At 71.7% G+C, this 23,305-nt stretch carries 20 protein-coding genes and 1 pseudogene; 12 read left to right on the top strand and 9 right to left on the bottom strand.

The annotated features are described in order from the left end of the window. Positions 1–22: 22 nt before the first annotated feature. Positions 23–724 (top strand): DUF2470 domain-containing protein, encoded by a 702-nt coding sequence (locus ACFOY2_RS16455; RefSeq protein WP_379528888.1) that lies wholly within the window; start codon positions 23–25, stop codon positions 722–724. A gap of 72 nt (positions 725–796) precedes the next feature. Continuing rightward, on the top strand, positions 797–1,324 hold the full coding sequence (locus tag ACFOY2_RS16450; protein WP_379528887.1) for a hypothetical protein: 528 nt from the start codon (positions 797–799) through the stop codon (positions 1,322–1,324). 215 nt (positions 1,325–1,539) lie between these two features. Here the strand turns inward: ACFOY2_RS16450 and ACFOY2_RS16445 are convergent, their stop codons facing one another. Continuing rightward, positions 1,540–2,736, bottom strand: a complete 1,197-nt coding sequence (locus ACFOY2_RS16445; RefSeq protein WP_379528886.1) for an ROK family transcriptional regulator — start codon at positions 2,734–2,736, stop codon at positions 1,540–1,542. A gap of 141 nt (positions 2,737–2,877) precedes the next feature. Here ACFOY2_RS16445 and zwf point away from each other — a divergent pair, with 141 nt between their 5' ends. From zwf to ACFOY2_RS16420, 5 genes are all read left to right on the top strand, one after another. Beyond that, positions 2,878–4,350: a glucose-6-phosphate dehydrogenase gene (zwf, locus tag ACFOY2_RS16440; protein ID WP_379528885.1), complete on the top strand. Its 1,473-nt coding sequence runs from the start codon at positions 2,878–2,880 to the stop codon at positions 4,348–4,350. Continuing rightward, entirely contained in the window at positions 4,347–6,290 is a 1,944-nt protein-coding gene (edd, locus tag ACFOY2_RS16435) for a phosphogluconate dehydratase (protein ID WP_379528884.1), read from the top strand. The genes zwf and edd overlap by 4 nt, the downstream gene beginning before the upstream one ends. A gap of 154 nt (positions 6,291–6,444) precedes the next feature. Continuing rightward, complete coding sequence (locus tag ACFOY2_RS16430) at positions 6,445–7,410, top strand: glucokinase (RefSeq protein ID WP_379528883.1); 966 nt, start codon at positions 6,445–6,447, stop codon at positions 7,408–7,410. 200 nt (positions 7,411–7,610) lie between these two features. After that, positions 7,611–8,222 (top strand): bifunctional 4-hydroxy-2-oxoglutarate aldolase/2-dehydro-3-deoxy-phosphogluconate aldolase, encoded by a 612-nt coding sequence (eda, locus tag ACFOY2_RS16425; RefSeq protein WP_379528882.1) that lies wholly within the window; start codon positions 7,611–7,613, stop codon positions 8,220–8,222. A 94-nt stretch (positions 8,223–8,316) separates the two neighbouring features. Further along, the gene (locus ACFOY2_RS16420; protein WP_379528881.1) at positions 8,317–9,330 is read left to right on the top strand and encodes an MDR family NADP-dependent oxidoreductase; all 1,014 of its coding nucleotides are present in this window, start codon (positions 8,317–8,319) and stop codon (positions 9,328–9,330) included. Between the two features lie 44 nt (positions 9,331–9,374). Here ACFOY2_RS16420 and ACFOY2_RS16415 read toward each other — a convergent pair whose 3' ends face one another. Continuing rightward, a complete protein-coding gene (locus ACFOY2_RS16415) occupies positions 9,375–10,709 on the bottom strand; it encodes an RNA-guided endonuclease InsQ/TnpB family protein (RefSeq protein WP_379528880.1) in 1,335 nt (444 codons plus the stop codon). An 80-nt stretch (positions 10,710–10,789) separates the two neighbouring features. Between ACFOY2_RS16415 and tnpA the strand changes: the two are divergent. Beyond that, positions 10,790–11,172 (top strand): annotated as a pseudogene (gene tnpA, locus ACFOY2_RS16410) (IS200/IS605 family transposase); the annotation flags it as partial. A gap of 105 nt (positions 11,173–11,277) precedes the next feature. Here tnpA and ACFOY2_RS16405 read toward each other — a convergent pair. Continuing rightward, a complete protein-coding gene (locus ACFOY2_RS16405; protein WP_379529015.1) occupies positions 11,278–11,439 on the bottom strand; it encodes a hypothetical protein in 162 nt (53 codons plus the stop codon). 345 nt (positions 11,440–11,784) lie between these two features. On the opposite strand from ACFOY2_RS16405, the gene ACFOY2_RS16400 reads away from it, so the two are divergent. From ACFOY2_RS16400 to ACFOY2_RS16390, 3 genes are all read left to right on the top strand, one after another. Further along, entirely contained in the window at positions 11,785–12,603 is an 819-nt protein-coding gene (locus tag ACFOY2_RS16400; RefSeq protein ID WP_379528879.1) for an IclR family transcriptional regulator, read from the top strand. A 180-nt stretch (positions 12,604–12,783) separates the two neighbouring features. Continuing rightward, positions 12,784–13,929 (top strand): cytochrome P450, encoded by a 1,146-nt coding sequence (locus tag ACFOY2_RS16395; protein WP_379528878.1) that lies wholly within the window; start codon positions 12,784–12,786, stop codon positions 13,927–13,929. Between the two features lie 114 nt (positions 13,930–14,043). After that, the gene (locus ACFOY2_RS16390; RefSeq protein ID WP_379528877.1) at positions 14,044–16,005 is read left to right on the top strand and encodes a protein kinase domain-containing protein; all 1,962 of its coding nucleotides are present in this window, start codon (positions 14,044–14,046) and stop codon (positions 16,003–16,005) included. 153 nt (positions 16,006–16,158) lie between these two features. Here ACFOY2_RS16390 and ACFOY2_RS16385 read toward each other — a convergent pair whose 3' ends face one another. From ACFOY2_RS16385 to ACFOY2_RS16375, 3 genes are read right to left on the bottom strand one after another with little or no spacing between them, the layout of a single operon-like run. Continuing rightward, a complete protein-coding gene (locus tag ACFOY2_RS16385) occupies positions 16,159–17,064 on the bottom strand; it encodes a D-isomer specific 2-hydroxyacid dehydrogenase family protein (protein ID WP_379528876.1) in 906 nt (301 codons plus the stop codon). After that, positions 17,061–17,801: a FadR/GntR family transcriptional regulator gene (locus ACFOY2_RS16380; protein WP_379528875.1), complete on the bottom strand. Its 741-nt coding sequence runs from the start codon at positions 17,799–17,801 to the stop codon at positions 17,061–17,063. Before ACFOY2_RS16380 ends, ACFOY2_RS16385 begins: the two co-directional genes overlap by 4 nt. Before the next feature lie 4 nt (positions 17,802–17,805). Beyond that, positions 17,806–18,426 (bottom strand): bifunctional 4-hydroxy-2-oxoglutarate aldolase/2-dehydro-3-deoxy-phosphogluconate aldolase, encoded by a 621-nt coding sequence (locus ACFOY2_RS16375; RefSeq protein WP_357809949.1) that lies wholly within the window; start codon positions 18,424–18,426, stop codon positions 17,806–17,808. A 124-nt stretch (positions 18,427–18,550) separates the two neighbouring features. Between ACFOY2_RS16375 and ACFOY2_RS16370 the strand changes: the two genes are divergently transcribed. Continuing rightward, entirely contained in the window at positions 18,551–19,762 is a 1,212-nt protein-coding gene (locus ACFOY2_RS16370) for an MFS transporter (protein ID WP_379528874.1), read from the top strand. Between the two features lie 3 nt (positions 19,763–19,765). Here the strand turns inward: ACFOY2_RS16370 and ACFOY2_RS16365 are convergent, their stop codons facing one another. The 3 genes from ACFOY2_RS16365 to ACFOY2_RS16355 form a co-directional block, all read right to left on the bottom strand. Further along, positions 19,766–20,677: a carbohydrate kinase family protein gene (locus ACFOY2_RS16365; protein ID WP_379528873.1), complete on the bottom strand. Its 912-nt coding sequence runs from the start codon at positions 20,675–20,677 to the stop codon at positions 19,766–19,768. Between the two features lie 85 nt (positions 20,678–20,762). Next, positions 20,763–21,788, bottom strand: a complete 1,026-nt coding sequence (locus ACFOY2_RS16360; protein WP_379528872.1) for a LacI family DNA-binding transcriptional regulator — start codon at positions 21,786–21,788, stop codon at positions 20,763–20,765. Continuing rightward, positions 21,785–23,254 carry a glycoside hydrolase family 13 protein gene (locus tag ACFOY2_RS16355; protein ID WP_379528871.1) on the bottom strand — a complete coding sequence of 490 codons (1,470 nt, stop codon included), beginning with the start codon at positions 23,252–23,254 and terminating at the stop codon, positions 21,785–21,787. The genes ACFOY2_RS16360 and ACFOY2_RS16355 overlap by 4 nt, the downstream gene beginning before the upstream one ends. Positions 23,255–23,305: the final 51 nt, after the last annotated feature.

Genomic DNA, 23,305 nt, shown 5'->3' with positions numbered 1-23,305 from the left:
GTTGTGCTCCCAAGGAGGCGTCATGCTGCCGATCCCCGAACGGGTTCGCACCCTCGCCGCGACCGCGAGCGTCGCCAAACTGTCCGTGGACGGCGCCCCCGCGCCGACCCGAGGCGGCGTGGACGGACGCGGGCGTCCCGTGCTCCTGGTACTGCCCGGCGAGCCGCTGCACGGGCTCCAGGGGGACGCGCTCGTGGCGGTGAACCTGACGGCGATGCGGCAACTGGGCTCCGTCACGCATCCGCGCGGGCTGATCGAGGTGCAGGGCTGGGCGGAGCCCGTACCGGAGCCCGAGGCGCGGGAGGCGGCGGTGGCGGTGGCCACCCACAGCGCGGACGAGAGCCTGTTCGAGGCGCTGGAGCGGTTCGGCGAGCCCTGGGCGCCCCGGCTGCTGCGGATGGACGTGGGGCAGGTCGTCTACCTGACCGGGCAGGAATCGGGGCTGCTGGACGCCGACGACTACCTCGCGGCGACCCCCGACCCGCTGACCGAGACGGCCGAACAGGTGCTGGCCCACGTCAACTCCTCGCACCGGCCGCAACTCGCCGCGGGCGTGGCCAGGCAGCTCGGGGAGCAGGCCGGGGAGGTGTGGTTGTGGGAGCTGGACCGGTTCGGGGCGACCGTGCGGGCGGACGAGGCGCTGGTGCGCTTCCAGTGGCCGGCCCCGGCGAACTCGCAACTGTGCCTGGAAACGGCTCTGCGCGGGCTGATCTGCAGCTGTTGATCATCTGTGATTCGGCCGGACATCCTCATACACGGGTATGAGGAGTGCGCGGGCGTCTCTAGAGTTTGAGGCGTGAGTGGAACTCAGCGATCATCTCCCCGCCCCGGCCAGGGCGAGCGGCGTCGGCGTGTGGTGATGGCCGCCGGGATTCTGCTCGGGACGGTGATGCTGGCCGGGGCGGCGGGCCTGGTCGGCGGCGCCTTCACCGGCCGCACCCTGGACGCGCTCCACTGGCCGGGCGGAAAGGTCCCCTCCCCGCTTCACACGGCTCCCGCGAGCGGCTTCACCTCCGCCGCCGTCGGCACGCTGTCGACGTCCCCGGTCCCTTTGACCAAGCCCTCCCCGACGACGTCCGCCCCGCCCGTTCCCACGACGTCCGCTCCCCCACCGGCCCGCTCTTTCGCCGCCAGCCCCAAACCTTCGCGGCAGACCAGGACTCCGGTGCGCACGGGGGGTGTGGCACCGCAACCCGCGCGCTCCCCCGCCGTGACGCGACCACCTTCCTCCGCCACGGCGCTCCCGGCCGAGGTCGCCCCCTCTCCCGCCTCTCGCCGCACCCGCCACCCCCATCGCATCCCCGGCTCCAACCCAACCCCATAAACCCCTTCTTGTTTTACGCGCTGCCGACGTCACCGCACGCGCCGTAACTCCTTGCCGCCTGTCATGGCCGGTCGTGAAGGCTCACGGGCCGGGCGCCGTGACGGAGCGTCTTCTTGGCCGGTTTCGTGGTCAGAACCCGCCCTCGCGGGCCTGGGCCATGCCGGTCAGGAGGTAGTCGAGGCCGTACGCGAGAGCGAAGAACCCCGCTGGGATCTCTAGCTCGACACCCTGCGCAGGGGGGAGACCGTCATGGACTCGTCCACGGCCTCGGGCGAGAGCACGTGGTCGAGCACCATCACCGCGCAGCCGCTGATGCCCGCCCCCGCGCCCAGCCTGCTCGGCTCGATGCGCAGCCGCCGGGTCGCCAGGGCCGTGGAGCGGCGGTAGACGACCTCGCGGATGCTCGAGACCAGCGGCCCGAACGCCTCCGCCACGTCGCCGCCGAGCACCACCACCGACGGGTTGAGGATGTTGACCGCCCCGGCCAGGACCTCGCCGATCCGGCGTCCCGCCTCGCGCACGGTGGCCATCGTCTCGGCGTCGCCGGCCCGTACCAGCGTCGTCACGTCCGCGATCGTCTTGACGTCCTTGCCCAGCGCCCGCAGCTCGCGCAGGAGCGCGACGCCGCTGGCGACGGAGTCGACGCAGCCGGTGTTGCCGCAGCGGCACAGCACGGCGCCGCCGTCCAGCACCGGGATGTGCCCGATCTCGCCCGCCGCACCCATCGCGCCGCGCAGGATGCCGCCCCCGGCGATCACGCCCGCGCCGATCCGCGTGGAGATCTTCACGAACATCAGGTCGTCCAGGTCGGGGTAGGCGCCGCGGTGCTCGCCGATGGCCAGCACGTTCACGTCGTTGTCCACCAGCACCGGGACGGGGAAGCGGGCGCGGATGATCGGCGGGATCACCACGCCGGTCCACGACGCCATCACGCGGGCGCTCTCCGTGCGGCCCTGCGCGAACTCGACCGTGGCGGGCACGCCCATCCCGACGCCCCTGATCATCGCGCGCGGCCGGTCGCCGAGCAGGTCGTCCCAGGTGTCCATGAGCAGCGGCAGCACGGTGTCGGGGCCCTGCTCCACGTCCATCGCGAACTCGCGGCCCGCCAGCTCGCGGCCGGCCAGGTCGCACACGGCCACCCTGGTGCGGCTGGCGCCCAGCGCCGCCACCAGCACCACGCCGCCCGCGGCGTTGAACTCCAGCCGGACCGGCGGCCGCCCGCCGGTCGAGGGGGCGTCGTCGCGCTCCACGACGAGACCGCGTTCCAGCAGCTCGGCGACGCGCAGCTGCACCGCGGGACGCGACAGGCCGGTGACCCGGCCGAGATCGGCCCGCGTCACGGCCTCACCAGTGCGGATGAGGCGGAGCACCTCGCCGCTGGAGGCGAGGGTCGCGGCGGTACGTCGTGGCATCGGCTAAGTGAACCACATACGGTTAGGTCATGAAAAGTCCGCACTTTTTCATCTCAAATGCCAAAACTCCGCTTGTGTGCGACCCAAACTCTCGTTAGTGTCCGTTCTGTCCTTCGTTGGTAGATCACCGGAGTCCACACCGTGTCCACCGTCTCTCCCACTCCCGCCCACACCGCCGACCTCGTCGTCTTCGGCGGCACCGGCGACCTGTCCATGCGCAAGCTGCTTCCGGCGCTGTATCACAGCGACAGGGAGAGCCGGCTCTCCCCGGAGACCCGCATCATCGCCATGTCCAGGGGCGGGCTGACCGACGCCGACTTCCGCGGCAAGGTGGACGCCGACGTACGCGACCAGGTGCCGATCGACGACCCCGCCGTGTGGCAGCGCTTCCTCGGCCGCCTGCACCACGTCTCCGTCGACGTCGGCGGAGAGAACAGGTCCGGGTGGAGCGCGCTGACCAGGCTGCTGGCCGGCCACGAGGAGCGCGACCGGGTGTTCTACCTGGCCAGCCCGCCCAGGACGTTCGGGCCCTTCTGCCGGGAACTGGAGACGGCCGGGCTGGTGACGCCGCGCTCGCGCGTGGTGCTGGAGAAGCCGCTCGGCCACGACCTGCCGAGCGCGCAGCGGATCAACGACGAGGTCGGCGCCATCTTCGACGAGCGCCAGATCTTCCGCATCGACCACTACCTGGGCAAGGAGACCGTCCAGAACCTGCTGGTGCTGCGCTTCGCCAACGCCTTCCTCGAGCCGATCTGGAACTCGCTCTGGATCGACCACGTCCAGATCACCGCCGCCGAGACCGTCGGCACGCCGGGCAGGCGCGGCTACTACGACCATGCCGGCGCGCTGCGTGACATGGTGCAGAACCACCTGCTGCAGCTCCTGACCCTGACGGCGATGGAGCCGCCGGCCCGCAACGACCGCGAGTCCATCCGCGACGAGAAGGTCAAGGTGCTGCAGGCGCTGCGGCCCATCGCGGGCACCGAGGTGGACAGGTTCACGGTGCGGGGGCAGTACACCGAGGCCGGCGACATGCCGGGCTACCTCGACGAGCCCGGATCCACGCCGCCGACCGAGGCCTCGCGGCGGGTGGAGACCTTCACCGCGATCAGGGCCGAGGTCAAGAACTGGCGGTGGGCCGGGGTGCCCTTCTACCTGCGGACCGGCAAGCGCATGCCGTACCGGAGGTCGGAGATCGTGGTGCAGTTCAAGGACGTGCCGCACTCCATCTTCCCTGGCGGCGCCCCGAACCGGCTGGTGCTGCGGCTGCAGCCGGAAGAGGGCATCGAGCTGCACATCATGGCCAAGGAGCCGGGCGCGGGCGAGGTGACGCTGAAGCCGGTGCCGATGTCGCTGAGCTTCGGCAAGACGTTCACGGCGCGGGTGCCGGAGGCGTATGAGCGGCTGCTGACCGACGTGCTGGCGGGCAACCCGACGCTGTTCATGCGCAGGGACGAGGTGGAGGCGGCCTGGCGCTGGATCGACCCGATCCTGCGGACCTGGGAGTCGTCCCCCGGCCTGCCCGAGCCCTACCCCGCGGGAACCACAGGACCCGCCGCAGCCCACGAACTGCTCGGCCGCAGCGGTCGCGCGTGGCACGAGGAGGAAGCGTGAATTCCATCATTCAGGACATCACCGACAGGATCGCCGAGCGCAGCGCGGGCAGCAGGGCCGCCTACCTGGCCCGCATCCGCCGCGACGGCGAGGCCGCCAAGGCGAAGGGGCCCGCGCGGGCCCACCTCGGGTGCGCGAACCTGGCGCACGGCTTCGCCTCCGCCCCGTCGGAGGACAAGCCGGCGCTGATGGGCGCGAGCAAGCCCGGCGTGGCCATCGTGACCAGCTACAACGACATGTTGTCCGCGCACCAGCCGTATGAGACGTATCCGCCGGAGCTGAAGGCGGCCGTGCGCAGGGCGGGCGGCGTGGCCCAGGTGGCCGGCGGCGTTCCGGCGATGTGCGACGGCATCACGCAGGGCCGCGCCGGCATGGAGCTGTCGCTCTACAGCCGCGACGTGATCGCGATGGCGACCGCGATCGCGCTGTCGCACGACATGTTCGACGCCTCGCTGCTGCTGGGCGTGTGCGACAAGATCGTGCCGGGGCTGTTCATCGGGGCGCTGCACTTCGGGCACCTGCCCGCGATCTTCGTGCCGGCCGGGCCGATGACCTCGGGTCTGCCGAACAAGGTCAAGGCCCGCACCCGCCAGCTCTTCGCCGAGGGCAAGGTCGGCAGGGACGAACTGCTGGAGGCCGAGTCCAAGTCCTACCACTCCCCCGGCACCTGCACCTTCTACGGCACCGCCAACTCCAACCAGGCGCTGATGGAGGTCATGGGGCTGCACCTGCCCGGCTCGACGTTCGTCAACCCGCACACCGAGCTGCGCCACGCCCTCACCGAGGCGGCCGGGCGGCGGGCGGTGGAGATCACCGCGCACGGCCCGGAGTACACGCCGATCGGCGAGCTGGTCGATGAGAAGTCCGTCGTGAACGCCTGCGTCGCCCTGCTGGCCACCGGCGGTTCCACGAACCACACCATCCACCTGGTGGCCATGGCGGCCGCCGCGGGCATCGTGCTGACCTGGGACGACCTGGCGTGCCTGTCGGAGGCCGTGCCGTCGCTGACCAAGATCTACCCCAACGGCCAGGCGGACGTGAACCACTTCCGCGAGGCCGGCGGCATGCAGGTGCTCATCGGCGACCTGCTGGACGAGGGCCTGCTGCACGGCGACGTGATGACCGTGGCCGGTCCCGGCCTCGACCGCTACCGTTCGGCCCCCTCACTCGTCGACGGCGCCCTCGCCTGGGCGCCCGTCGAGGGCGGCAGCTCGGACCTGGACGTGCTGCGTCCTGTCGCGAGGCCCTTCTCCGCGGACGGCGGCATCCACATGGTCGAGGGCAACCTGGGCCGCGCGGTCAGCAAGGTCTCCGCGGTCAAGCCCGAGCACCTGGTGATCGAGGCGCCGGCCAAGGTCTTCGACGACCAGCTCGACCTGCTGCGGGCGTTCGAGGCGGGCGAGCTGGACGGGCAGGACTTCGTGGCGGTCATCCGCTACCAGGGGCCGAGCGCGAACGGCATGCCGGAGCTGCACAAGCTGACGCCGCCGCTGGCCGTGCTGCTCGACAGGGGGCAGCGGGTGGCGATCGTCACGGACGGGCGCATGTCGGGCGCGTCCGGCAAGGTGCCCGCGGCCATCCACCTGTCGCCCGAGGCGGCCGACGGCGGTCCGATCGCGCTGGTGCGCGACGGCGACGTGATCCGGCTGGACTCGGCCGACGGGACGCTGGAGCTGCTGGTGCCCGCCGAGGAGCTGACCAGGCGCACGCCCGAGGGCCGGCCGCTGAGCGACGCGCAGTGGGTCGGGACGGGGCGCGAGCTGTTCGCGGTGTTCCGGCGGATGGCGGGCCACGCGGAGCAGGGGGCCGGGATCTTCGGGGTGAGCGGCGCCGAGTCCGCGCACCACGGCCCCGGGCTGGGCTTCCCCGCCGAGGCGGGGGCCTCGCACCTGGAGACGGGCACGTCGGTCGGCGCGCGCCGCGCCGGACTGGTGCGGTGACCGGTGTACGGTGCTTTGTGTCCGTATGGTGTGCGGTGAGCGCTCATGAGCCGGTATGTCCTCACGTCCCCGTCTGGGACGGCGTGAGCGTTCGTGACATCCTTCGGTCTATGGCGAGCGATCTTCACGCCGCCCTGAATGCCGGAGGTATGCGGTGAGCGCCTTTGACCTTCCCTGGCTCGTCGCCGACATCGGGGGAACCAACGCCCGGTTCGGCCTGGTCACCTCGCTGGGAGCGCGGCCCACGAACGTCGCGGTGCTGGCGGGGGCCGGCTACCCGACCCTCCCGGAAGCCGTGGCCGCCTATCTCACCGAACACGCGGGCGGCGCGCGACCGGGGGCGGCCTGCCTGGCCGTCGCGGGTCCCATCGACGGCGACCGCTACCGGCTCACGAACTCCGCATGGGCCGGGTCCGTACGCGACCTCGACGTGCCGTACGCGGTGCTGCTCAACGACTTCGAAGCGCTGGCCGTGTCACTGCCCCACCTGGAGGGCGACGACCTGGTCTCCCTGGGCGGGCCCGCCCTCGCCTACGGGGTCAAGGCCGTGCTCGGGCCGGGGACGGGGCTCGGCGTGGGCGGACTCGTGCCCACCGAACGCGGCTGGACGCCCATCCCCGGCGAGGGCGGGCACGTCACGGCGCCGGTGGTGGACAGGCGGGAACTGGAGATCGTCCGGGTGCTGCAGTCCCAGGGGCTGGCGCACGTGGTGGCCGAGCACCTGCTGTCCGGGCCGGGGATCGTCCGGCTGCACCGGGCGCTGGCCCAGGTCAACGGCGTCACCGCGCCCGAACTGAGCGCCTCCGACATCGTCGCCCGGCTGGACGACTCGCTGTGCTCCGAGACGGTCGAGGTGTTCTGCGGGATGCTGGGCACCTTCGCCGGCAACGTGGCCCTCACGCTGGGGGCTCGCGGCGGGGTGTACCTGGGCGGCGGGGTGCTGCCCCGTATCGTGGAACGCGTGCGCACCAGCGACTTCCGTCCGCGCTTCACCGCCAATCCCGACATGGCCGACTACCTCTCCGCCATCGGCACGGCCCTGATCGTCGCGCCCCAACCGGCGCTGACGGGCGCGGCGGCCTGGCTGAGCCAGCGCGCCCGGACCGAACTGGTGGGGTGAACTTCGTTGCGCCGGCGCCGTGCCCACGTCTCCGCGCCGCGCGACCATCGCACCCACACCGCCTCCCGCACGATCGCACGCCGATACGGCCCCACGACACGATCCACGGTGCGTGTGCCCGGATGCTGGGCAGTGGCGGTGTGTTCGCAATCGTGTAGAACTAGACGGCCGTGACCAAGGCCGACGAGGAGAAAGAACCCATGAGCTTGCTCGATCTCGCCCCCGTGATCCCCGTCGTGGTGATCGAGGACGCCGAGACCGCCGTCCCGATCGCCAGGGCCCTGGTCGCAGGGGGCCTGCCGGTCATCGAGGTGACCCTGCGCACGAAAGCCGCCCGCGAGGCCATCGCCAGGATCGCCGCCGAAGTGCCGGAGGCGAACGTCGGCGCGGGGACGATCAGGACGACGGACGACATCGCAGCCTCCATCGCGGCCGGCGCGAGGTTCCTGGTGTCGCCGGGGACGACCCTGTCGCTGGTCGAGGCGCTGGACTCCAGCGGCGTGCCGTACCTGCCGGGCGCGGCGACCGTCACGGAGGTGATGGCACTGGCCGAGCGGGGGATCAAGGAGCTCAAGTTCTTCCCCGCCGAGGCGGCAGGCGGCGTGCCGTACCTGAAGGCGATGAACGGCCCGCTGCCCGACGTGCGGTTCTGCCCGACGGGCGGCATCCGCCCCGCCACCGCCCCCGACTACCTCGCGCTGCCGAACGTCGGCTGCGTCGGCGGCACCTGGCTGACCCCTGCCGACGCGCTGGCCGCCGGCGACTGGGGACGGGTGGAGAAGCTCGCCTCCGAGGCCGCCGCCCTCAGGTAACGCACTCCGGGCGGAACACCCGGCGGGCTTGAAGTTGACGTATGCGTCAACTCCTAACGTTGTCCGTGCGGTGTCCGGCTATCGAGGAGTTGCCATGATCGTTGCCATCCCAGCCACCCATCGAGAGGTGCGCCTGGCCGCTCGCCCGCAAGGGGCGCTCAGCACCGACCACTTCCACGTGGTCGAGGTCCCGGTGCCTGAGCCCGGCCCCGGCCAGGTGCTCGTGCGCAACCGGCTCATGAGCGTCGTCGCGGTGATGCGCACCCTGATGCAGGGCGATGCGGATCTGCCCATGCCGCCGTACGAGCCGGACCAAGCCCTGTGGGGTCCGGCCATCGGCGAAGTGATCGCCGCGCCGGGCACCGGCCTGAGTCCGGGCGATCTCGTCGAACACCGCCATGGCTGGCGCGAGTACGCGGCTGTCGACGCGGCCGGCGTGCAGCGGATCGATCCCGAGGCGATGCCCGATGTGGCCGCCCACCTCTCACAAGGGCTGACGGCCTGGCTGGGCATCGTGCGGGCCGCCGAGGTGCGGACGGGAGACACGGTGTTCGTCACCGGTGCGGCGGGCGGCGTCGGCTCGCTGGCCGGGCAGTTCGCCCGCCTACGTGGGGCGACGCGGGTGATCGGCAGTACCGGCTCCCGGCGCAAGGGCGAGTACCTGATCAAGGAGTTGGGTTACGACGCCGTCGTCATCCGCGGGGCGGGCCCGATCGAGGACCAACTGCGCGAGGCGGCCCCGGACGGGATCGACGCCGTCTTCGACAATGTCGGCGGCGAGCAACTGTCGGCCGCGCTGGCGGTGGCCCGCCGCGGTGCCCGCGTCGCCCTTGTCGGTACGCTGTCCGGCCAGATCTCCGGCGGCTTCACCGCCCCGGTCGAGATCGACACCGGCTCCCTCATCCTCCGAGGGATCACCCTGCGCGGCATCTCGGGCAGCGATCATCTGGACGCGATTCCGCAAGCGACGCAGGAATTCGGCCAGGCCCTGCGCGAGGGCACCATCATCTTCCCGCACACCCGCCTGTCGGGCATCGACGAAGCACCGCGTGCGTTGTGCGAGTTGCTCCAAGGACGCCACATTGGTGCGGTACTCGTAGAGCTTTGACCTGCTCCCCGCCCTAAAGTAAAGGGACGGGGATTCCCGTGCCGCTATGCGGCAGCCAGTGCCGCTTGCGCGGCCCGTGCTGTGGAATGGGGTGCTTGACGTTTCTCGGACCCGGGTGGGTCTCCACGCCCTGAAACGACCAGCCCAGCCGCCTGTCCTTTGGACTTGATGTTCCTCGCCCCGACGATGTCGGCGTGCTCGGTGTGCCCGCAAGAAGTGCAGGAGAAGACCGCTTGGCTCTTGCGGCTCTTCTCATCCACCTTCCCGCACGCAGGCTCCGGGCACGTCTGGGACGTGTACGCGGGGTTGATCTTATGGATGGTGCTGCCGGTGTAGCGCGCCTTGGAGCGGAGGGCGACTTCCAGGCCGTACCAGCCCTTGTCAAGAATCGCCTTGTTGAGCCCGGATTTCGCTGCCGCGCCGTTGCGCAGGAACCTGCCCGGCCGGTCGGGGTCGGGCTTCGGCTTGACGGCCGCGCTCATGCCCTTGGTGTTCAGGTCTTCGATGACTATGTGCCCGTACACGCGGGTGAGCCGGTGCGCGGCCTGCGCGTTGAAGTCAGCGCACCGCCACCGGACCCGCCGCATGATCTCACTCATCGCGGCCACGACCCTCTTGCGCCGCTTCGATCCCTTCTTCGTGCGGGCGAGCTGGCGTTGCAGCCGTAGATACCGTTCCCCTTCGCCGGGCGTGAGATACCCGAGGTCGTCCTGCCGGCGCTCTTTCGTCTCCCGTGGCGGCTGCCCGGAGGAGACATCGCCGGTTCCGGCGTGGCGGCGGTCGTAGAACTCCCCGTCCGACGTCACGGCGGCCGTGACCACCCCCCGGTCCACGCCTGCCCATTCAGAGCACGCGTGTTTCTCACGCTCGGCGATCCCGTCGTCGATCAGGAAGCTGATGAACCAGTGCCTGCCGTCCCGGGACACGGTCGCGGACCTGACGCTTCCCCCGAGCGGGCGCGACATCCGAAACCGCGCCCACCCGAACTTGGGCAGGAACACCCGTCCCCATTTGCGGCCGATCCGCTCCACGGGCAGGTGTTTCGCGGTGGGGAACCGAAACGACGGCCGCCACTTCGCCTTCGACTTCCAGTGCACCTTCCACGTGCCATGCTTGCGGCACGCCTGGTCCAGGTCCTTGAGGGATTGCTGGATCACCTGGGCGGGAGCGTCGGCGAGCCAGTCGCAGTAGGGGTCCTTCTTGGCGTCGGCGAGTTGCCCGCACTGCTCCTCATAGGTGATCCACTTCCCGCGCCGCCGGTAATCCCGCCGTTGTTCGAGGCCGGTGTTCCACACGGCCCGGCAGATCCCGCCCAGCCTTTCGGCGAACGCCCGTTGCCCGAAGTCGAACTCCAGGCGGTACTTCCGGCCCGCCAGCATGCGAAACACCCCCTCTCCCACGGAACGCTCGCGAATTCACCGGCTCGAATCACCGGCTCGAACACATTATCACCTGGTCTATGAGCCAGGACGTGGAATATCGGCGTGGCAGACACGTGTTTCGGCGATACACGTCCATTTGGTCTTTGTCGCCAAATGTCGCAGAAACGTGTTTGACGATGAGATGCCGCGCCGCTGCGAAGACATCATGATCGAGGTGTGCGACAGTTTCGAGGCCGAACTCCGCGAGTTCAACGGCGAACACGACCACGTCCACCTGCTCGTCCGCTACCCGCCCAAGATCGCGATCAGCAAACTCGTCAACTCGTTGAAGGCGTCTCCTCGCACTACCTCCGCAAGGAGTTCACCGGCCCAGGTCAACCCCGCCATCATGCACGGCCGCTTCTGGTCACCCAGCTACTTCGCCGCCTCCTGCGGCGGAGCGCCACTATCGCCCATCAGGCCAGATCAGGTGGGGAAAAGTCTCAACAGGGGATCTTCATACGGGACGCCTTCGGCGACACCTCGGGCAAGCCGGGGGCGAGCTCGACGGTGCCGGTCACCGCGTTCAGACGGCGGCCCTCCCTGCGGCGATGCCGGGCCACGGCATTCGGTGGACCTCCTTGAAGTACCGGTCGTACAGGAGGGCGAACAGGTCAGGATTGTCCATCGACCGCTCGACCACGATGACGTCTTCCATCACGTCATTGGCGTCAGGTGGTGCAGTCATGGCGTCCTTTCGAAGGCAACTGTCGCCCAGTGTTCGCCGCACAGCAGGTTTTCTTCACGCCAATTTCCGGCTCGTCTATCTCGGCCAGGCGGGCCAGGGCCGCGTATCGGCCCAATGCTCGCGGTCGGCTGCCCTGAACACTCCTGGAACGGCTGGCGGGAGGGGAGCGCGTGCGGGTTCCGGCGGGTCTGGACATAGGGGCCAGAACGCCTGGTGAGGTGGCCGTTTCCGGGTACGCGGAGATCATTGGCGGGTATCAGCGCGGATCAACCGGGTAGGTCAAGCGCAGAACAACCCCGGACCCTGAGAAGCCCTTTCCGCTCCTCGGGGGGCGAAAGGACATTGATGCCGACGCCAACGGCCCGCCAAGTACAGCCACTGATCGACGAGCGCCCCGCGTCGCACCCGGGCAGCCTGGAACGCGGGATCGACATCCTCCTCGCGCTGGGCGCCGCCTCCCGCCCGCTCAGCCTGTCGGAGCTGTGCCGCAGCACCAGGCTCCCCAAATCGACCGCCCACCGCATCCTGGGCGTGCTGTGCTCGCGCGAGCTGGCCAGACGCGTGGGCAACGGCTACCTGCCCGGGGAGCTGCTGGAGTCGATGGCGGGCATCACCCGCGCCCGCGTGCCGGGCACCCGCCGGATGGTGCTCCCCTACCTGCTCTATCTGTACGAGACCACCCGTCAGACGGTGAACCTGGCCGTGCCCGCCAATCTGGAGGCCCGCTACGTCGAGCGCCTGTACGGGCACAACCGGGTCAGCTCGCGTTCCGACTGCCTCGACCGCGCCCCGCTGCACTGCACCGCCACCGGCAAGGCGCTGCTGGCCTTCGACCCTGGGCTGCGCCAGGAGTTGCTGGCGCGCGGGGTGTTCGAGCGCATGACGCACCGGACCATCACCACGCTGGCCGGGCTGGAGCGCGAGCTGGCCCAGATCCGCAGGCACGGGGTGGCGTACGCGCTGGAGGAGTACACCGAGGGCGTGGCCTGCGTGGCCGCGCCGGTTTTCGGGCCGGACGGGCGGATCTGCATGTCTCTGGGCGTCTCCACGCCCGCGACCGCGGCCCCGCTCGCCAAGCTGGGCATCTCCGTGCGCGGCGCGGCCCAGGCCATCTCGGCGGCGCTGGTCGGCACCTCACGTTCCGACCATTGGAACGCTCCATGACATTGAGCCCGAAAGTGTTCCACTGACCGAAACCGCGATTGCGGACCCGGCACACCAGGAGATCACATCAGGTCATGGACTTCCTTCCCGCTCCGGCCACCCAGGAGGCGCCCGCGGTCCGGCCTTGGGCCGGGCCGGCCCCGGACTCGCGGGCGCCGGTCGGATCGTGGCAGGCCGGACGTGCCTAGGGGGCTGCCCAGGGCCAGCCTGCTGGAGAGCGTGCGCCTGGCGACCACGTTCGCCCCACCGGGCACGCCCCACCTCCTGCCGGGACACGACGTGCTGCGCGCGTGGACCCTGCTGGCCGGGCTCGAAGCCCGCTACGGTGGCCGTCCCGTCCTGGTGCGCGGGCTGCGCGGCCCGGCGCTGCTGGTGATGTCCAAGCGCGACGCCCTGCGCGTGCTGGCGGAGGGGGACGACACCTACGCGGCGGCCGGCGAACAGCGCCCGTTCGGCCTGCCCACGGACGTCCTGCGCCCGACGTTCATCGAGATCGCCCGCGAGGAGGCCGCGGCGCTGACCGCGGGCGTGGTGGACCACGCCCGCCTGGACGCCCGCTGGCAGCGCGTGGCCAGGCGCTGCGTCTATGGCGACGGCGCCGCCGGCGACGAGGAGCTCACCCGGCTGCTGACGGGCATGACGCGGGCCGGCAGGTGGCGGGCCCGGCGCCGCCAGGACCTGCTGTCGGGCCGCTACGACGCGCGCATCATCGACCACCTGCGCCGCGCCGAGCCCGGCAGCCTGGCCGGGCTGATCGCCGAGACGCCTGGCCAGGCCGAGTCGCGTGGGCTCATGCAGGCGGCGTTCTGGCTGATGGGGCTGGGCGTCACCTCGACCGGGCTGATGCAGACGCTGGCCCTGCTCGCCGCCCACCCCGCGCACCGCAAGTCGGCCCGCGCCGACCCCGACTACCTGCGGGCCTGCCTGCGCGAGGGCCTGCGCCTGTGGCCGCCGGCGCCCGCGCTGTCGCGGGTCACCACCGCCGAGACCGAGTGGTACGGCACCACCCTGCCCGCCGGCACCACCGTGCTCGTGCCGATCGCGGCGCACCAGCGTAGCCCGCGTCTGCCGTACGCGAACACGTTCGCGCCCGAGATCTGGCTGGACGGCACGGCCGCCGACGAGTGGTGGGCCATGCCGGGCTGCGACGGCCTGCGCCTGACCCTCACGGTCGGCACGGCGTTCCTTGCGGGCATCCTGCGCGTGGCCCGTCCCAAGCCGGTCGGGCGGATGTTGTCGCCGCACCGCCCGCTGCCCCATACGATCAATCTCGCCCGTCTGCGCGTGCGGATGCGCCCTGCGCGCCGCCAGTCCGCTCAGGCCTAGACGCCACCGGGCAGGCCCTTCCTCCGTTAGAGTCTTGGGTGCAACAGGGCATGCCGGGCGGAGGAACGGTTCGGGTTGAGGCGACGGGATGACGACGGCGAGAGGACGGCGACATTGGGGCGCTTCGCAGGCACTCCGCTGAAGCCGGAAGATCCGCCGGCGATCGGCCCCTACGAGCTGATCAGCCGTCTCGGCTCGGGCGGGATGGGCACGGTCTACCTCGCCAAGGGGCCTGACGGCACGCGCGTGGCGCTCAAGGCGATCCGCCGCGACTTCACCGCCGATCCGGTCTACCGGGCGCGCTTCCACGAAGAGGTGTCCAACGCGCGCAAGGTCGCCTCGTTCTGCACGGCGCGGGTGCTCGACCACGGCGAGGACGGCGGCGTCCTCTACCTGGTCACCGAGTACATCGACGGCATCTCCCTGGAAGACCACCTGATCGAGCACGGGGCGTTGTCGCCGTCCGTGCTGCACTCCGCGGCGGTCGGCGTGGCCGCGGCGCTGACCGCGATCCACGCGGCGGGGCTGGTGCACCGCGACCTCAAGCCGGCCAACGTGATGCTGACGCTGGCCGGGCCCCGGGTGATCGACTTCGGTCTGGCGCGCTCGACGCACGTCAGCTCACGGCACACCAACGCGGGCATGGTCATGGGCACGCCCGGCTGGATCGCTCCCGAGCAGGTCTTCGAGGGGCGCACCAGCCCGGCGGGCGACGTGTTCGCGTGGGGGTCACTGATCGCGTACGCGGGGCTGGGCGGGCATCCGTTCGGCGAGGGCGACGCCTACGTCATGGCCGCCCGTGCCCGCACCGCTCCGCCCGACCTGCGGGGGCTGCCCGCGCCGCTCGATCGGCTGGTGGCGGCGGCCATCCACCCCGACCCCGACCGGAGGCCCGCGGCCAAGCAGTTGCTTCTCGAGCTCGTGGAGGCGGCCGACGAGCCGGCGGCGCAGCTCGCGGCCACCAAACACCTGACCAACGAGTGGAACGCCTCGGAGTTCCAGCCGCTGATGCCGCACAACCGCGCCGGCGCCATGCCGGGCACGGGACACGCCGCACCCCCGCCCCGCCCCGCCGCTCCCGGGCCGATCCCCGGCCCACAGCAGCCACCACCCGCCGAACGCACGGGCCCGACCCCGGGCGCCGGCCGAGGGCCGCAGCAGCCGCCACCCGCCGAACGCACCGGCCCCACTCCCGGCGTGGGCCGGGCACCGCAGCCGCCGCCGGCCGAACGCACGGGTCCGACGCCGGGAAGCGGCCGAGGCCACCGCCACCCGGAGCCCGGCCGCGGTCATCCGGAGCCCGGTCGGGCCCATCCGGAGGTGTCCGGGCGCATTCCGCAGCCGCCGCCCGCCGAGCGCACCGGCCCCACTCCCGGCGTGGGCCGGGGGCCGCAGCAGCCGCCGCGGGCCGAGCGCTCGGGGCCCGTGCCGCATGTCGAGCGCACCGGGCCCGTGCCGGGAGGCGTGCGCGGGCCGCAACCGCCGCACCCTGACCGCACCGGGCCGCTCGGGCATGTCCCGCTCCCCCACCAGACGGGGCAGGGGCCGCTGCCGCACCACTCGACCACCGGTCCGGGGCCGCTGCCGGGCTACCCGCGCGCCAAGCCCAAGCGGGGCGTGCTCACGGGCTGCCTGATGGCCCTGGTCATCGCGGTCGTGCTGTTCCTGGTGCTGATGGTGGCCGTGGCCTGGTTGTTCCGCTCCTCCGCCGCCTTCGGCGAGGACGGACCGGTGCAGGACGGCCGGCTGCGCTTCGCCGTGACGGGCGTGAAGTGCCAGAAACCCGAAAAGTCCGCCCCCAAGCGCACGTGCCAGGTCGGGGTCCGCGTCAACAACCTCGGCCCTGACGCCAGGGTGCTCTACCCCGGCCAGCAGAAGCTCATCGACGAGGACGACGACGCGCACGGCGGCACCCGGCTGCTCGACAAGGGCGGCGAGGAGATCTCGCCGGTCCGCATCGAGTCGGGGGCGTCGTTCACCGGCACGCTGGTGTTCGAGCTCCCGAAGGACCTCGACCCGCAGGGGCTGGAGGTCCACGACTCGGGGTTGAGCCAGGGAGCCCGGCTCACGCTGTGATGAGGCGCGCTTCGCCCGGACGGCCCCGGCCACCGGCGGGCGCGCGCACACCCCTCTGATCGCGGCCCTCAAAAGCCCGGGGACGGGGCGCGGCCCTCAGCCCGGGGCGGGGCGCGGCCCCTCAAAAGCCCGAGGAGGGGCCGAACGCGTCCCTCAGAAGCCCTGGGACGCGGAGACCCGGCCCTCCAGCGGTTCCCCGGCCTCGAAGCGCCGCACGTTGTCGGTGACGCGGTCGGCCAGCCCGCGCCAGTACGCCGGGCGCGGGTTCGCGCAGTGCGGCGTGATCAGGACGTTGTCCAGCTTCCACAGCGGATGGTCGTCCGGCAGCGGCTCGGGGTCGGTGACGTCGAGCGCCGCCCCGCCGATGTGGTCCGCGCGCAGCGCCGCCACCAGGTCGTCGGTCACGACGAGGCCGCCCCTGGCGACGTTCACCAGCCACGCCTCCTCACGCATGAGCTCGAACTCCCGCGCCCCGAACATCCCCCTGGTCCCCGGCGTGGCGGGCGCCGAGACGACGACGTAGTCGGCGTCGGGCAGCGCCTCCCGGTAGCGGGCACGCGCAAGCACCCGGGCAGCGCCAGGCACCTCACCGCTGTCGGTGACCGCCACGATCGTGCAGCCGAACGGTTCCAGCATGCGGATCAGCGCACGCCCGATGCCGCCGCAGCCGACGATGGCGACCGTCGAGCCGGCGAACTCCCTGGAGACGTTGGGCCCCCAGGTCGTGGCCCTGGCCAGCCGGTGCAGCCCGCGCGCGGCCGTGAGCATCAGGGCGAGCGCGTGCTCGGCGACGGCCACCCCGTACGAGCCGGCGGCCGCGGTGAAGACGGGATGTTCGGTGAAGACGCCGGCGTCGGCCCAGCGTTCGACGCCTGCGTTCGGGAGCTGCACCCAGCGGATGCGGTCGTGGAGCATGGACCGCAGCTCGTCTGGGGCGTTGCTGCCGAAGTAGACGATGGCCTCGGCCTCGTCCAGCGGCACGATCTGGCCGCCCGCGCGGCGTACGGCGTCGATGAGCACGGGCACGGGTTCGGGGCCGACGTGAACCGCGACGGTCATGAACTCTCCTTCGAGGAAGTGGAGGTGGAAGGGACGAGGGCGCAGGCGAGGAGGCGTTCGACCTCGTCGCGGGCCGCCCGCACGATTGAGGCCACGGCCTGGGCCGCCTCCGCTGCCCGTCCTGCGGCGACGGCTTCCGCGACGTCGAGGTGCCGGCGGACGGCGGCCGTCTCCGGCTGTTCCGGCAGGAGCAGCAGGTCCCGCCTGGCCACGAGCAACTCCTCGGTCGCCTCGGCGAGCTGGGCGAACATGCCGTTGCCGGACGCGGTGAGCAGCGCCCGGTGGAAGGCGGTGTCGGCGGCGACGAAGGCGGGCCGGTCGCCGTCCCGCGCCGCGTCGGCCATGGTCAGGGCGTGGGCGAGCAGTTCACGGCGTTCGGCGGGCGTGGCGAGCTCGGCGGCCAGCGCGGCGGCGGCCGGTTCGACGGCGGCCCGGAGCTCGGCCAGCTCGCGGAGCTGCACGTCGCGGGCGGGCGAGGCGAGCCGCCAGCGGATCACCTGGGGGTCGTAGAGGTTCCAGGCGCTCATCGGGCGCACGGTGAGGCCGACCCTCGGGCGGCTGGTGACCACCCGTTTGGACTCCAGCACGCGGACGGCCTCGCGGGCGACCGTGCGCGAGACGCCGTACCGTTCCTGGACGTCTTCCAGGCGCAGCACCTGGCCCGCGCGGAGTTCCTCGGCCGCGAGCGAGCGACCGAGGGCGTCGACCACCTGCCCGTGCAGCCCCTGCAGCTCCACGCTCTCAGCGGGCCCGGGCGAGTCTGGCGAGCAGCGCGGCGACCCGTTCGCCCGCCGCCTGGGCGCCGCCGGAGGTCAGGGCCGAGCCCATGCCGCAGGCGACGGCCCCGGCAGCGATCCAGTCCGGCGCGTTGTCGATGCTCACGCCGCCGGTGGGGATCGCGGGGGTCTGCGGCAGCGCGGCCCGTACGTCACGCAGCCAGGACGGCGACACGGCCGACGCGGGGAAGATCTTGACCGCGTCCGCGCCTTCTTCCAGCGCCCGCACGATCTCGGTCGGGGTGGAGACGCCGGGGAAGACCGGCACGCCGTGGCGGTGGCCGGCGCGGATCACCTCGGGGTGCAGGTTGGGTGAGACGAGGAAGCGCGCGCCGGCCTCGACGGCGGCCCTGGCCGAGGCGGCGTCGAGGACGGTGCCGGCGCCGACGAGCGCTTCTGGCCGCTGCTCGGTGAGGCGGGCGACGGCGGTGAGCGCGCGCGGCGTGGTGAGGGCGACCTCCACGGCCTTCAGCCCGGCGTCCAGCACGGCCTGCGCGGCGGCCACCGCCTCATCGGGCCCCGCGGTCCTGACGATGCCGAACACGCGCTGCTCGGTGACGGCCTGGACGATCTCCCAGCGGTACATCTGCGTCCTTTGCTAGCGCATATTCGTGCTATCAAATCATGATTTATGCGGCAGCCTAGCGGATTGACCACGGGCCACACGTAGGGAACGCTGAAGCGGGAACCGTTGCCGGGGGCATTGTCGAGTGAGGCGTCCATTCATCACGTTGCTGGCCGCCAACGCCCTTTCCGTCACGGGAAACGTCCTGTCCATGCTGGCCATCCCGTGGTTCGTCCTGGAGACCACGCACAGCGCCGGGCTGACGGGCGTGGCCGCGTTCGCGACCACCTTTCCGATCGTCGTCTCCGCCGCCTTCGGCGGGACGCTCGTGGACTGGCTGGGGTTCCGCTGGGCGAGCGTGCTGTCCGACCTCATCAGCGGCCTGGTCGTGCTGGCCGTCCCCGCGCTGGTCCTGACGACGGGGCTGTCGTATCCGCTGCTACTGGTGCTGCTGTTCGTGCGCTGGCTGGCCGCCACCCCGGGAGAGACCGCGCGCAAGGCGATGCTGCCCGACCTGTCCGCGCTCGGCGGGGTGCGGATCGTGCGCGCGACGGCCGCCTACGACGGCGTCAGCCGCGGCGCCACGATGGTGGGCGCGCCGATGGCCGGGCTGCTGATCCTCTGGATCGGGCCGAGCGCTCTGCTGTTCGTGGACGGGGCCACGTTCCTGTGCTCGGCGGCCCTGATCGCGGGCGGCGTCCCGTGGGCCGGCGGCGGGCCGAGGGACTCCGGCGGATACCTCAGCGACCTGCGCGACGGGCTGAGGTTCCTGTGGCGCGACCGGCTGCAGCTGAGCGCCACGTCGATGATCGTGGTCGTCAACATGCTCGACACGGGCGTCACGCAGGTGCTGCTCGCGCTCTACGCGCGCGACGTGGCCGGCGACCCGCGCGCGTTCGGGCTGCTCACCGGCGTGCTGGGGGCGGGCGCGGTGGCAGGGACCATCGCCTACGGCACCGCCGCCGCGCGATTACCCCGCAGACTGACCTACGGTTGGTGTTTCTTCCTCGCCGGGGCGCCGCGCGTGCTGGTGCTGGCGCTGGGCGCGCCGATCCCGGTGGCGCTCGCCGTCACGGCGCTGTCCGGCTTCGCGGCCGGCGCCATCAACCCCATTCTCGGCGTGCTGCAGTTCGACCGGATCCCGGTACGGCTGCGCGCGCGGGTGCTCAGCACCCTGACGGCCACCACGTACGCGGGCATGCCCATGGGCGGGCTGCTGGCGGGCTCGCTGACCGAGGTGACCGACCTGTCGATCACGCTCTACGCGTTCACCGGCGTCTACCTGCTCGCCTCCGTGCCGCCGTTCCTCAGCCGTACCTGGCGGGAGCTGGACCAGCCGCACCCGGCGAGCACGTGAGGCTCACGACGCCGGCAGCGCGGACTCGGTGATCGGGGACTCGTGGGTGCCGGGGACCGTGCAGGCGTGCGCGCCGGCGACGGCCGCCAGCCTGGCGCACTCCTCCAGGGGCCGGCCGGTCAACGTCCCATACAGGAAACCGGAGACGAACGCGTCACCGGCGCCGTTGCTGTCGGCCATGGGGCCTGGCAGCGGTGCGGCGGGAAAGGCGCGCAGGCCGTACTCGTGGGGCTGGGGCTCGCGGGTCAGGGGCTCGCGGGTCAGGGGCTCGCGGGTCAGGACGAGGCAGCCGTCGGCGCCGAGGGTGCAGACGACCGTGTGGGCGCGGCCCCGATCAAGGATGCCGCGCATCGCGGCGGCCGGGTCGCGTAGCGCGGCGGCCGACAGGAACACCAGGTCGGAGCGGTAGGCGAAGTCTTTGTGGTAGTCGTTGACGCCGTCCCAGTCGTGCAGGTCGGTGGAGATCGGCACGCCGTCGAAGTCGTCGTAGGCGTGGCGGCAGAAGTCCATGATCGACAGGTGGAGGTGTCTGGGGCGCACGTCCGAATACAGCTCGCGGGGCAGGCGCTCGCCGGGGGTGACCTTGGCGTCGTAGAAGGAGGTGCGGCGCCCGTCGTCGGAGCCGACGAGCAGGATGCTGCGCCGGGTGCCCGCCGCGGCCGGCCCGAAGCGGCACTCGACGTCGCGCAGCGCGTGGCGGATCAGCGCGCCCTGCGGGTCGTCGCCGATCAGGTCGGCGAAGGCGACGGCGAGGCCGAGCGCGTGGCAGCCGAGCGTCACGCCCGCGCCGGTGCTGCCGATCCGGTCCATGATCGGGGGCACCTGGTAGGTGTCCTGATAGGGCAGCGGCAGGCGCGGCACGTACACCGTCGTGTCGACCCCGGCACCGCCGAGAACGAGAACGTCCCGCTTCACCGATCCACCATGAAACCGCACACCGGCATGCCCCACCTCACCCATTCACCAACGGACCGGAACGCCCGGGGCCGCATGTCCCGCCTCACCGGTTCACCAGCGGGCCGGAGCCCGTGGAGCCGCGGACGACCAGTTCTGGCTGGAAGATCAGCTCGACGTGTTTGGCGGGCGCGCCGTTGACCTCTTCGAGCAGCGTCTGGACGGCGGCCGAGGCCATCGCGCCGATCGGCTTGCGTACGGTCGTCAGCGGCGGGTCGGTGAACGCGATCAGCGGCGAGTCGTCGAACCCCACCACGGACACCTCTCCCGGCACCGACAACCCTTGCTGCCTGCAGGCGCGGATCGCGCCCAGCGCCATCAGGTCGCTGGCGCAGACGATGCCGGTGCAGCCGCGCAGGAGGAGCTGGGCGGCGGCGGCCTGTCCGCCCTCGACGGAGAACAGCGAGTGGGCGACCAGTTCGTCGGCGTCGGAGACGCCGAGCAGCTCGGCCATGGCCTGCTTGTAGCCCTCGATCTTCCTGATCACCGGCACGAACCTGCGCGGGCCCAAAGCCATGCCGATGCGCTCGTGGCCGAGGTCGACCAGGTGCTGCACGGCCAGCCGCGCGGCCAGGCGGTCGTCGGGCGAGATGAAGGGGGCGTCGACGTGCTCGTTGAAGCCGTCGACCAGCACGATCGGCAGCCCGCGGTCGGTCAGGCGGGTGTAGCGGTCCATGCGCGCGGTGGTGTCGGCGTGCAGCCCCGAGACGAACACGATGCCGCTCACGCCGCGATCGACGAGCAGTTCGGTGAACTCGTCCTCCGGCGCGCCACCGGGAAGCTGGGTGCACAGGACCGGCGTGTAGCCGTGCTGGGTCAGCGCCTTCTCGATGGCCTGCGCGAACGCGGGGAAGATCGGGTTGTCCAGCTCGGGCGTCACCAGGCCGACCAGGCCGTTGCTGCGCTGCCTGAGCCGGGGCGGGCGTTCGTAGCCCATGAGGTCGAGCGCGGCCATCACCGACTGCCGGGTGGCGGCCGACACTCCCGGCTTGCCGTTGAGCACCCTGCTGACCGTGGCCTCACTCACCCCGGCCTGGGCGGCGATGTCGGCTAGGCGAGCGTGACCATTCATGCCTCACACTTTACTTTCCACCAGGCCGCCGAATCCGCTGCTCCTGGCACATCGGAGGCGATCAGGAGATCTCCTTCGACGCCGAAGTCCACGGGTGTTTCTGTGAGATTAACGGCACAGACAAAACCTCCCCTGGAGAACAGCAGCGTGCCTTCTGGCGATTCATGCCAGGTGAGCTCGCCGGAAATCTCCCGCCGCAGCCGCAGCGCCGCACGGTAGAGCTCCAGCGTGGAGCCGGGGACGCCGTGCTGGGCCTCGACGCTCAGCTCGGCCCACTCCGCCGGGATCGGCAACCACGGGTCCTGCCAGCCGGACTCGCGCGTCCAGGGCAGGGGGACGCGGCAGCCGTCGCGGCCGCTGTCGGGGTCGCGCAGCCGCTGCGGGTCGCGGCACACCTCGGGCGGCAGGTCGAGCACCTCGGGCAGGCCCAGTTCCTCGCCCTGGTAGACGTAGACCGAGCCGGGCAGCGCGAACGTCAGCAGGGCCGCGGCGCGCGCCCTGGCCAGGCTGCCGTAGCGGGTGAGGTGCCGCTTGACGTCGTGGTTCGACAGCACCCACGTGCTGGGCGCGCCCACGGAGCCGGCCGTGGCGAGCGAGGAGTCGATGACCGCCCGCAGCTCGGCGGCCTCCCACGGGGCGAACAGGTAGTGGAAGTTGAACGCCTGGTGCAGTTCGTCGGGGCGCACGTATCTGGCCAGCCGCTCGGGGGTCGGCGCCCACGCCTCGGCCACGGCGATGCGCTCGCCCGGGTAGGAGTCGAGCAGCCGCCGCCATGCGCGGTGGATCTCGTGGACGCCGTCGTTGTCGAAGAACGGCACCGGCTCGCGGCCGACCATCGTGGCCTGGTTCCCGCGGCCGATGTCGGGCAGGCCGGGCGGCTTGACCATGCCGTGCGCCACGTCGATCCTGAAGCCGTCCACGCCCAGGTCGAGCCAGAACCGCAGGATCGACTCGAACTCCCCGCGCACGTCGGCGTCGTCCCAGTTGAGGTCCGGCTGTGTGGAGTCGAACAGGTGCAGGTACCACTGGCCGTCCTCGACCTGCGTCCACGCCGGGCCGCCGAAGATCGACTCCCAGTCGTTGGGGGCGTCGCGGAAGATGTAGCGCTCGCGCTTCTCGCCGCGCAGCGCCTGCTGGAACCAGGGGTGGGCCGAGGAGGTGTGGTTCGGGACGACGTCGACGATCACCCGCAGCCCGTGGCCGTGCGCCTCGTCGATGAGCGCCTTGGCGTCAGAGAGGGAGCCGAACAGCGGGTCGACGTCTCGGTAGTCGGCGACGTCGTAGCCGAAGTCGGCCATCGGCGAGGGGTAGAAGGGCGTCAGCCAGATGGCGTCGACGCCCAGTTCTGCCAGGTACGGGAGGCGATCGCGAACGCCGATCAGGTCGCCGACGCCGTCACCGTCACCGTCGGCGAAGCTGCGCACGTACACCTGGTAGATCGCCCCGCCCTGCCACCACGCGGTCATAGTCTCCCCCTGAACGTCCGAGACCATGAAAACCCTTGCCGTAAGTTTACG

Origin of the sequence: Nonomuraea purpurea, assembly GCF_042650645.1 — a bacterium.
In the GTDB taxonomy this organism is placed as follows: Bacteria; Actinomycetota; Actinomycetes; order Streptosporangiales; family Streptosporangiaceae; genus Nonomuraea; species Nonomuraea purpurea.
Note: the sequence above shows the minus strand (reverse complement) of the source record. Positions and strands in the feature narration are given on the sequence as shown.

What these genes read in the sequence shown, in the direction of transcription:
- eda (WP_379528882.1), top strand. Translation starts at nt 7,611, where the DNA reads ATGAGCTTGCTCGATCTCGCCCCCGTGATCCCCGTCGTGGTGATCGAG.
- ACFOY2_RS16355 (WP_379528871.1), bottom strand. Translation starts at nt 23,254, where the DNA reads ATGACCGCGTGGTGGCAGGGCGGGGCGATCTACCAGGTGTACGTGCGC.
- ACFOY2_RS16445 (WP_379528886.1), bottom strand. Translation starts at nt 2,736, where the DNA reads ATGCCACGACGTACCGCCGCGACCCTCGCCTCCAGCGGCGAGGTGCTC.
- ACFOY2_RS16385 (WP_379528876.1), bottom strand. Translation starts at nt 17,064, where the DNA reads ATGACCGTCGCGGTTCACGTCGGCCCCGAACCCGTGCCCGTGCTCATC.
- ACFOY2_RS16360 (WP_379528872.1), bottom strand. Translation starts at nt 21,788, where the DNA reads ATGAATGGTCACGCTCGCCTAGCCGACATCGCCGCCCAGGCCGGGGTG.
- ACFOY2_RS16420 (WP_379528881.1), top strand. Translation starts at nt 8,317, where the DNA reads ATGATCGTTGCCATCCCAGCCACCCATCGAGAGGTGCGCCTGGCCGCT.
- ACFOY2_RS16405 (WP_379529015.1), bottom strand. Translation starts at nt 11,439, where the DNA reads ATGACTGCACCACCTGACGCCAATGACGTGATGGAAGACGTCATCGTG.
- ACFOY2_RS16415 (WP_379528880.1), bottom strand. Translation starts at nt 10,709, where the DNA reads ATGCTGGCGGGCCGGAAGTACCGCCTGGAGTTCGACTTCGGGCAACGG.
- ACFOY2_RS16455 (WP_379528888.1), top strand. Translation starts at nt 23, where the DNA reads ATGCTGCCGATCCCCGAACGGGTTCGCACCCTCGCCGCGACCGCGAGC.
- ACFOY2_RS16375 (WP_357809949.1), bottom strand. Translation starts at nt 18,426, where the DNA reads ATGTACCGCTGGGAGATCGTCCAGGCCGTCACCGAGCAGCGCGTGTTC.
- ACFOY2_RS16400 (WP_379528879.1), top strand. Translation starts at nt 11,785, where the DNA reads ATGCCGACGCCAACGGCCCGCCAAGTACAGCCACTGATCGACGAGCGC.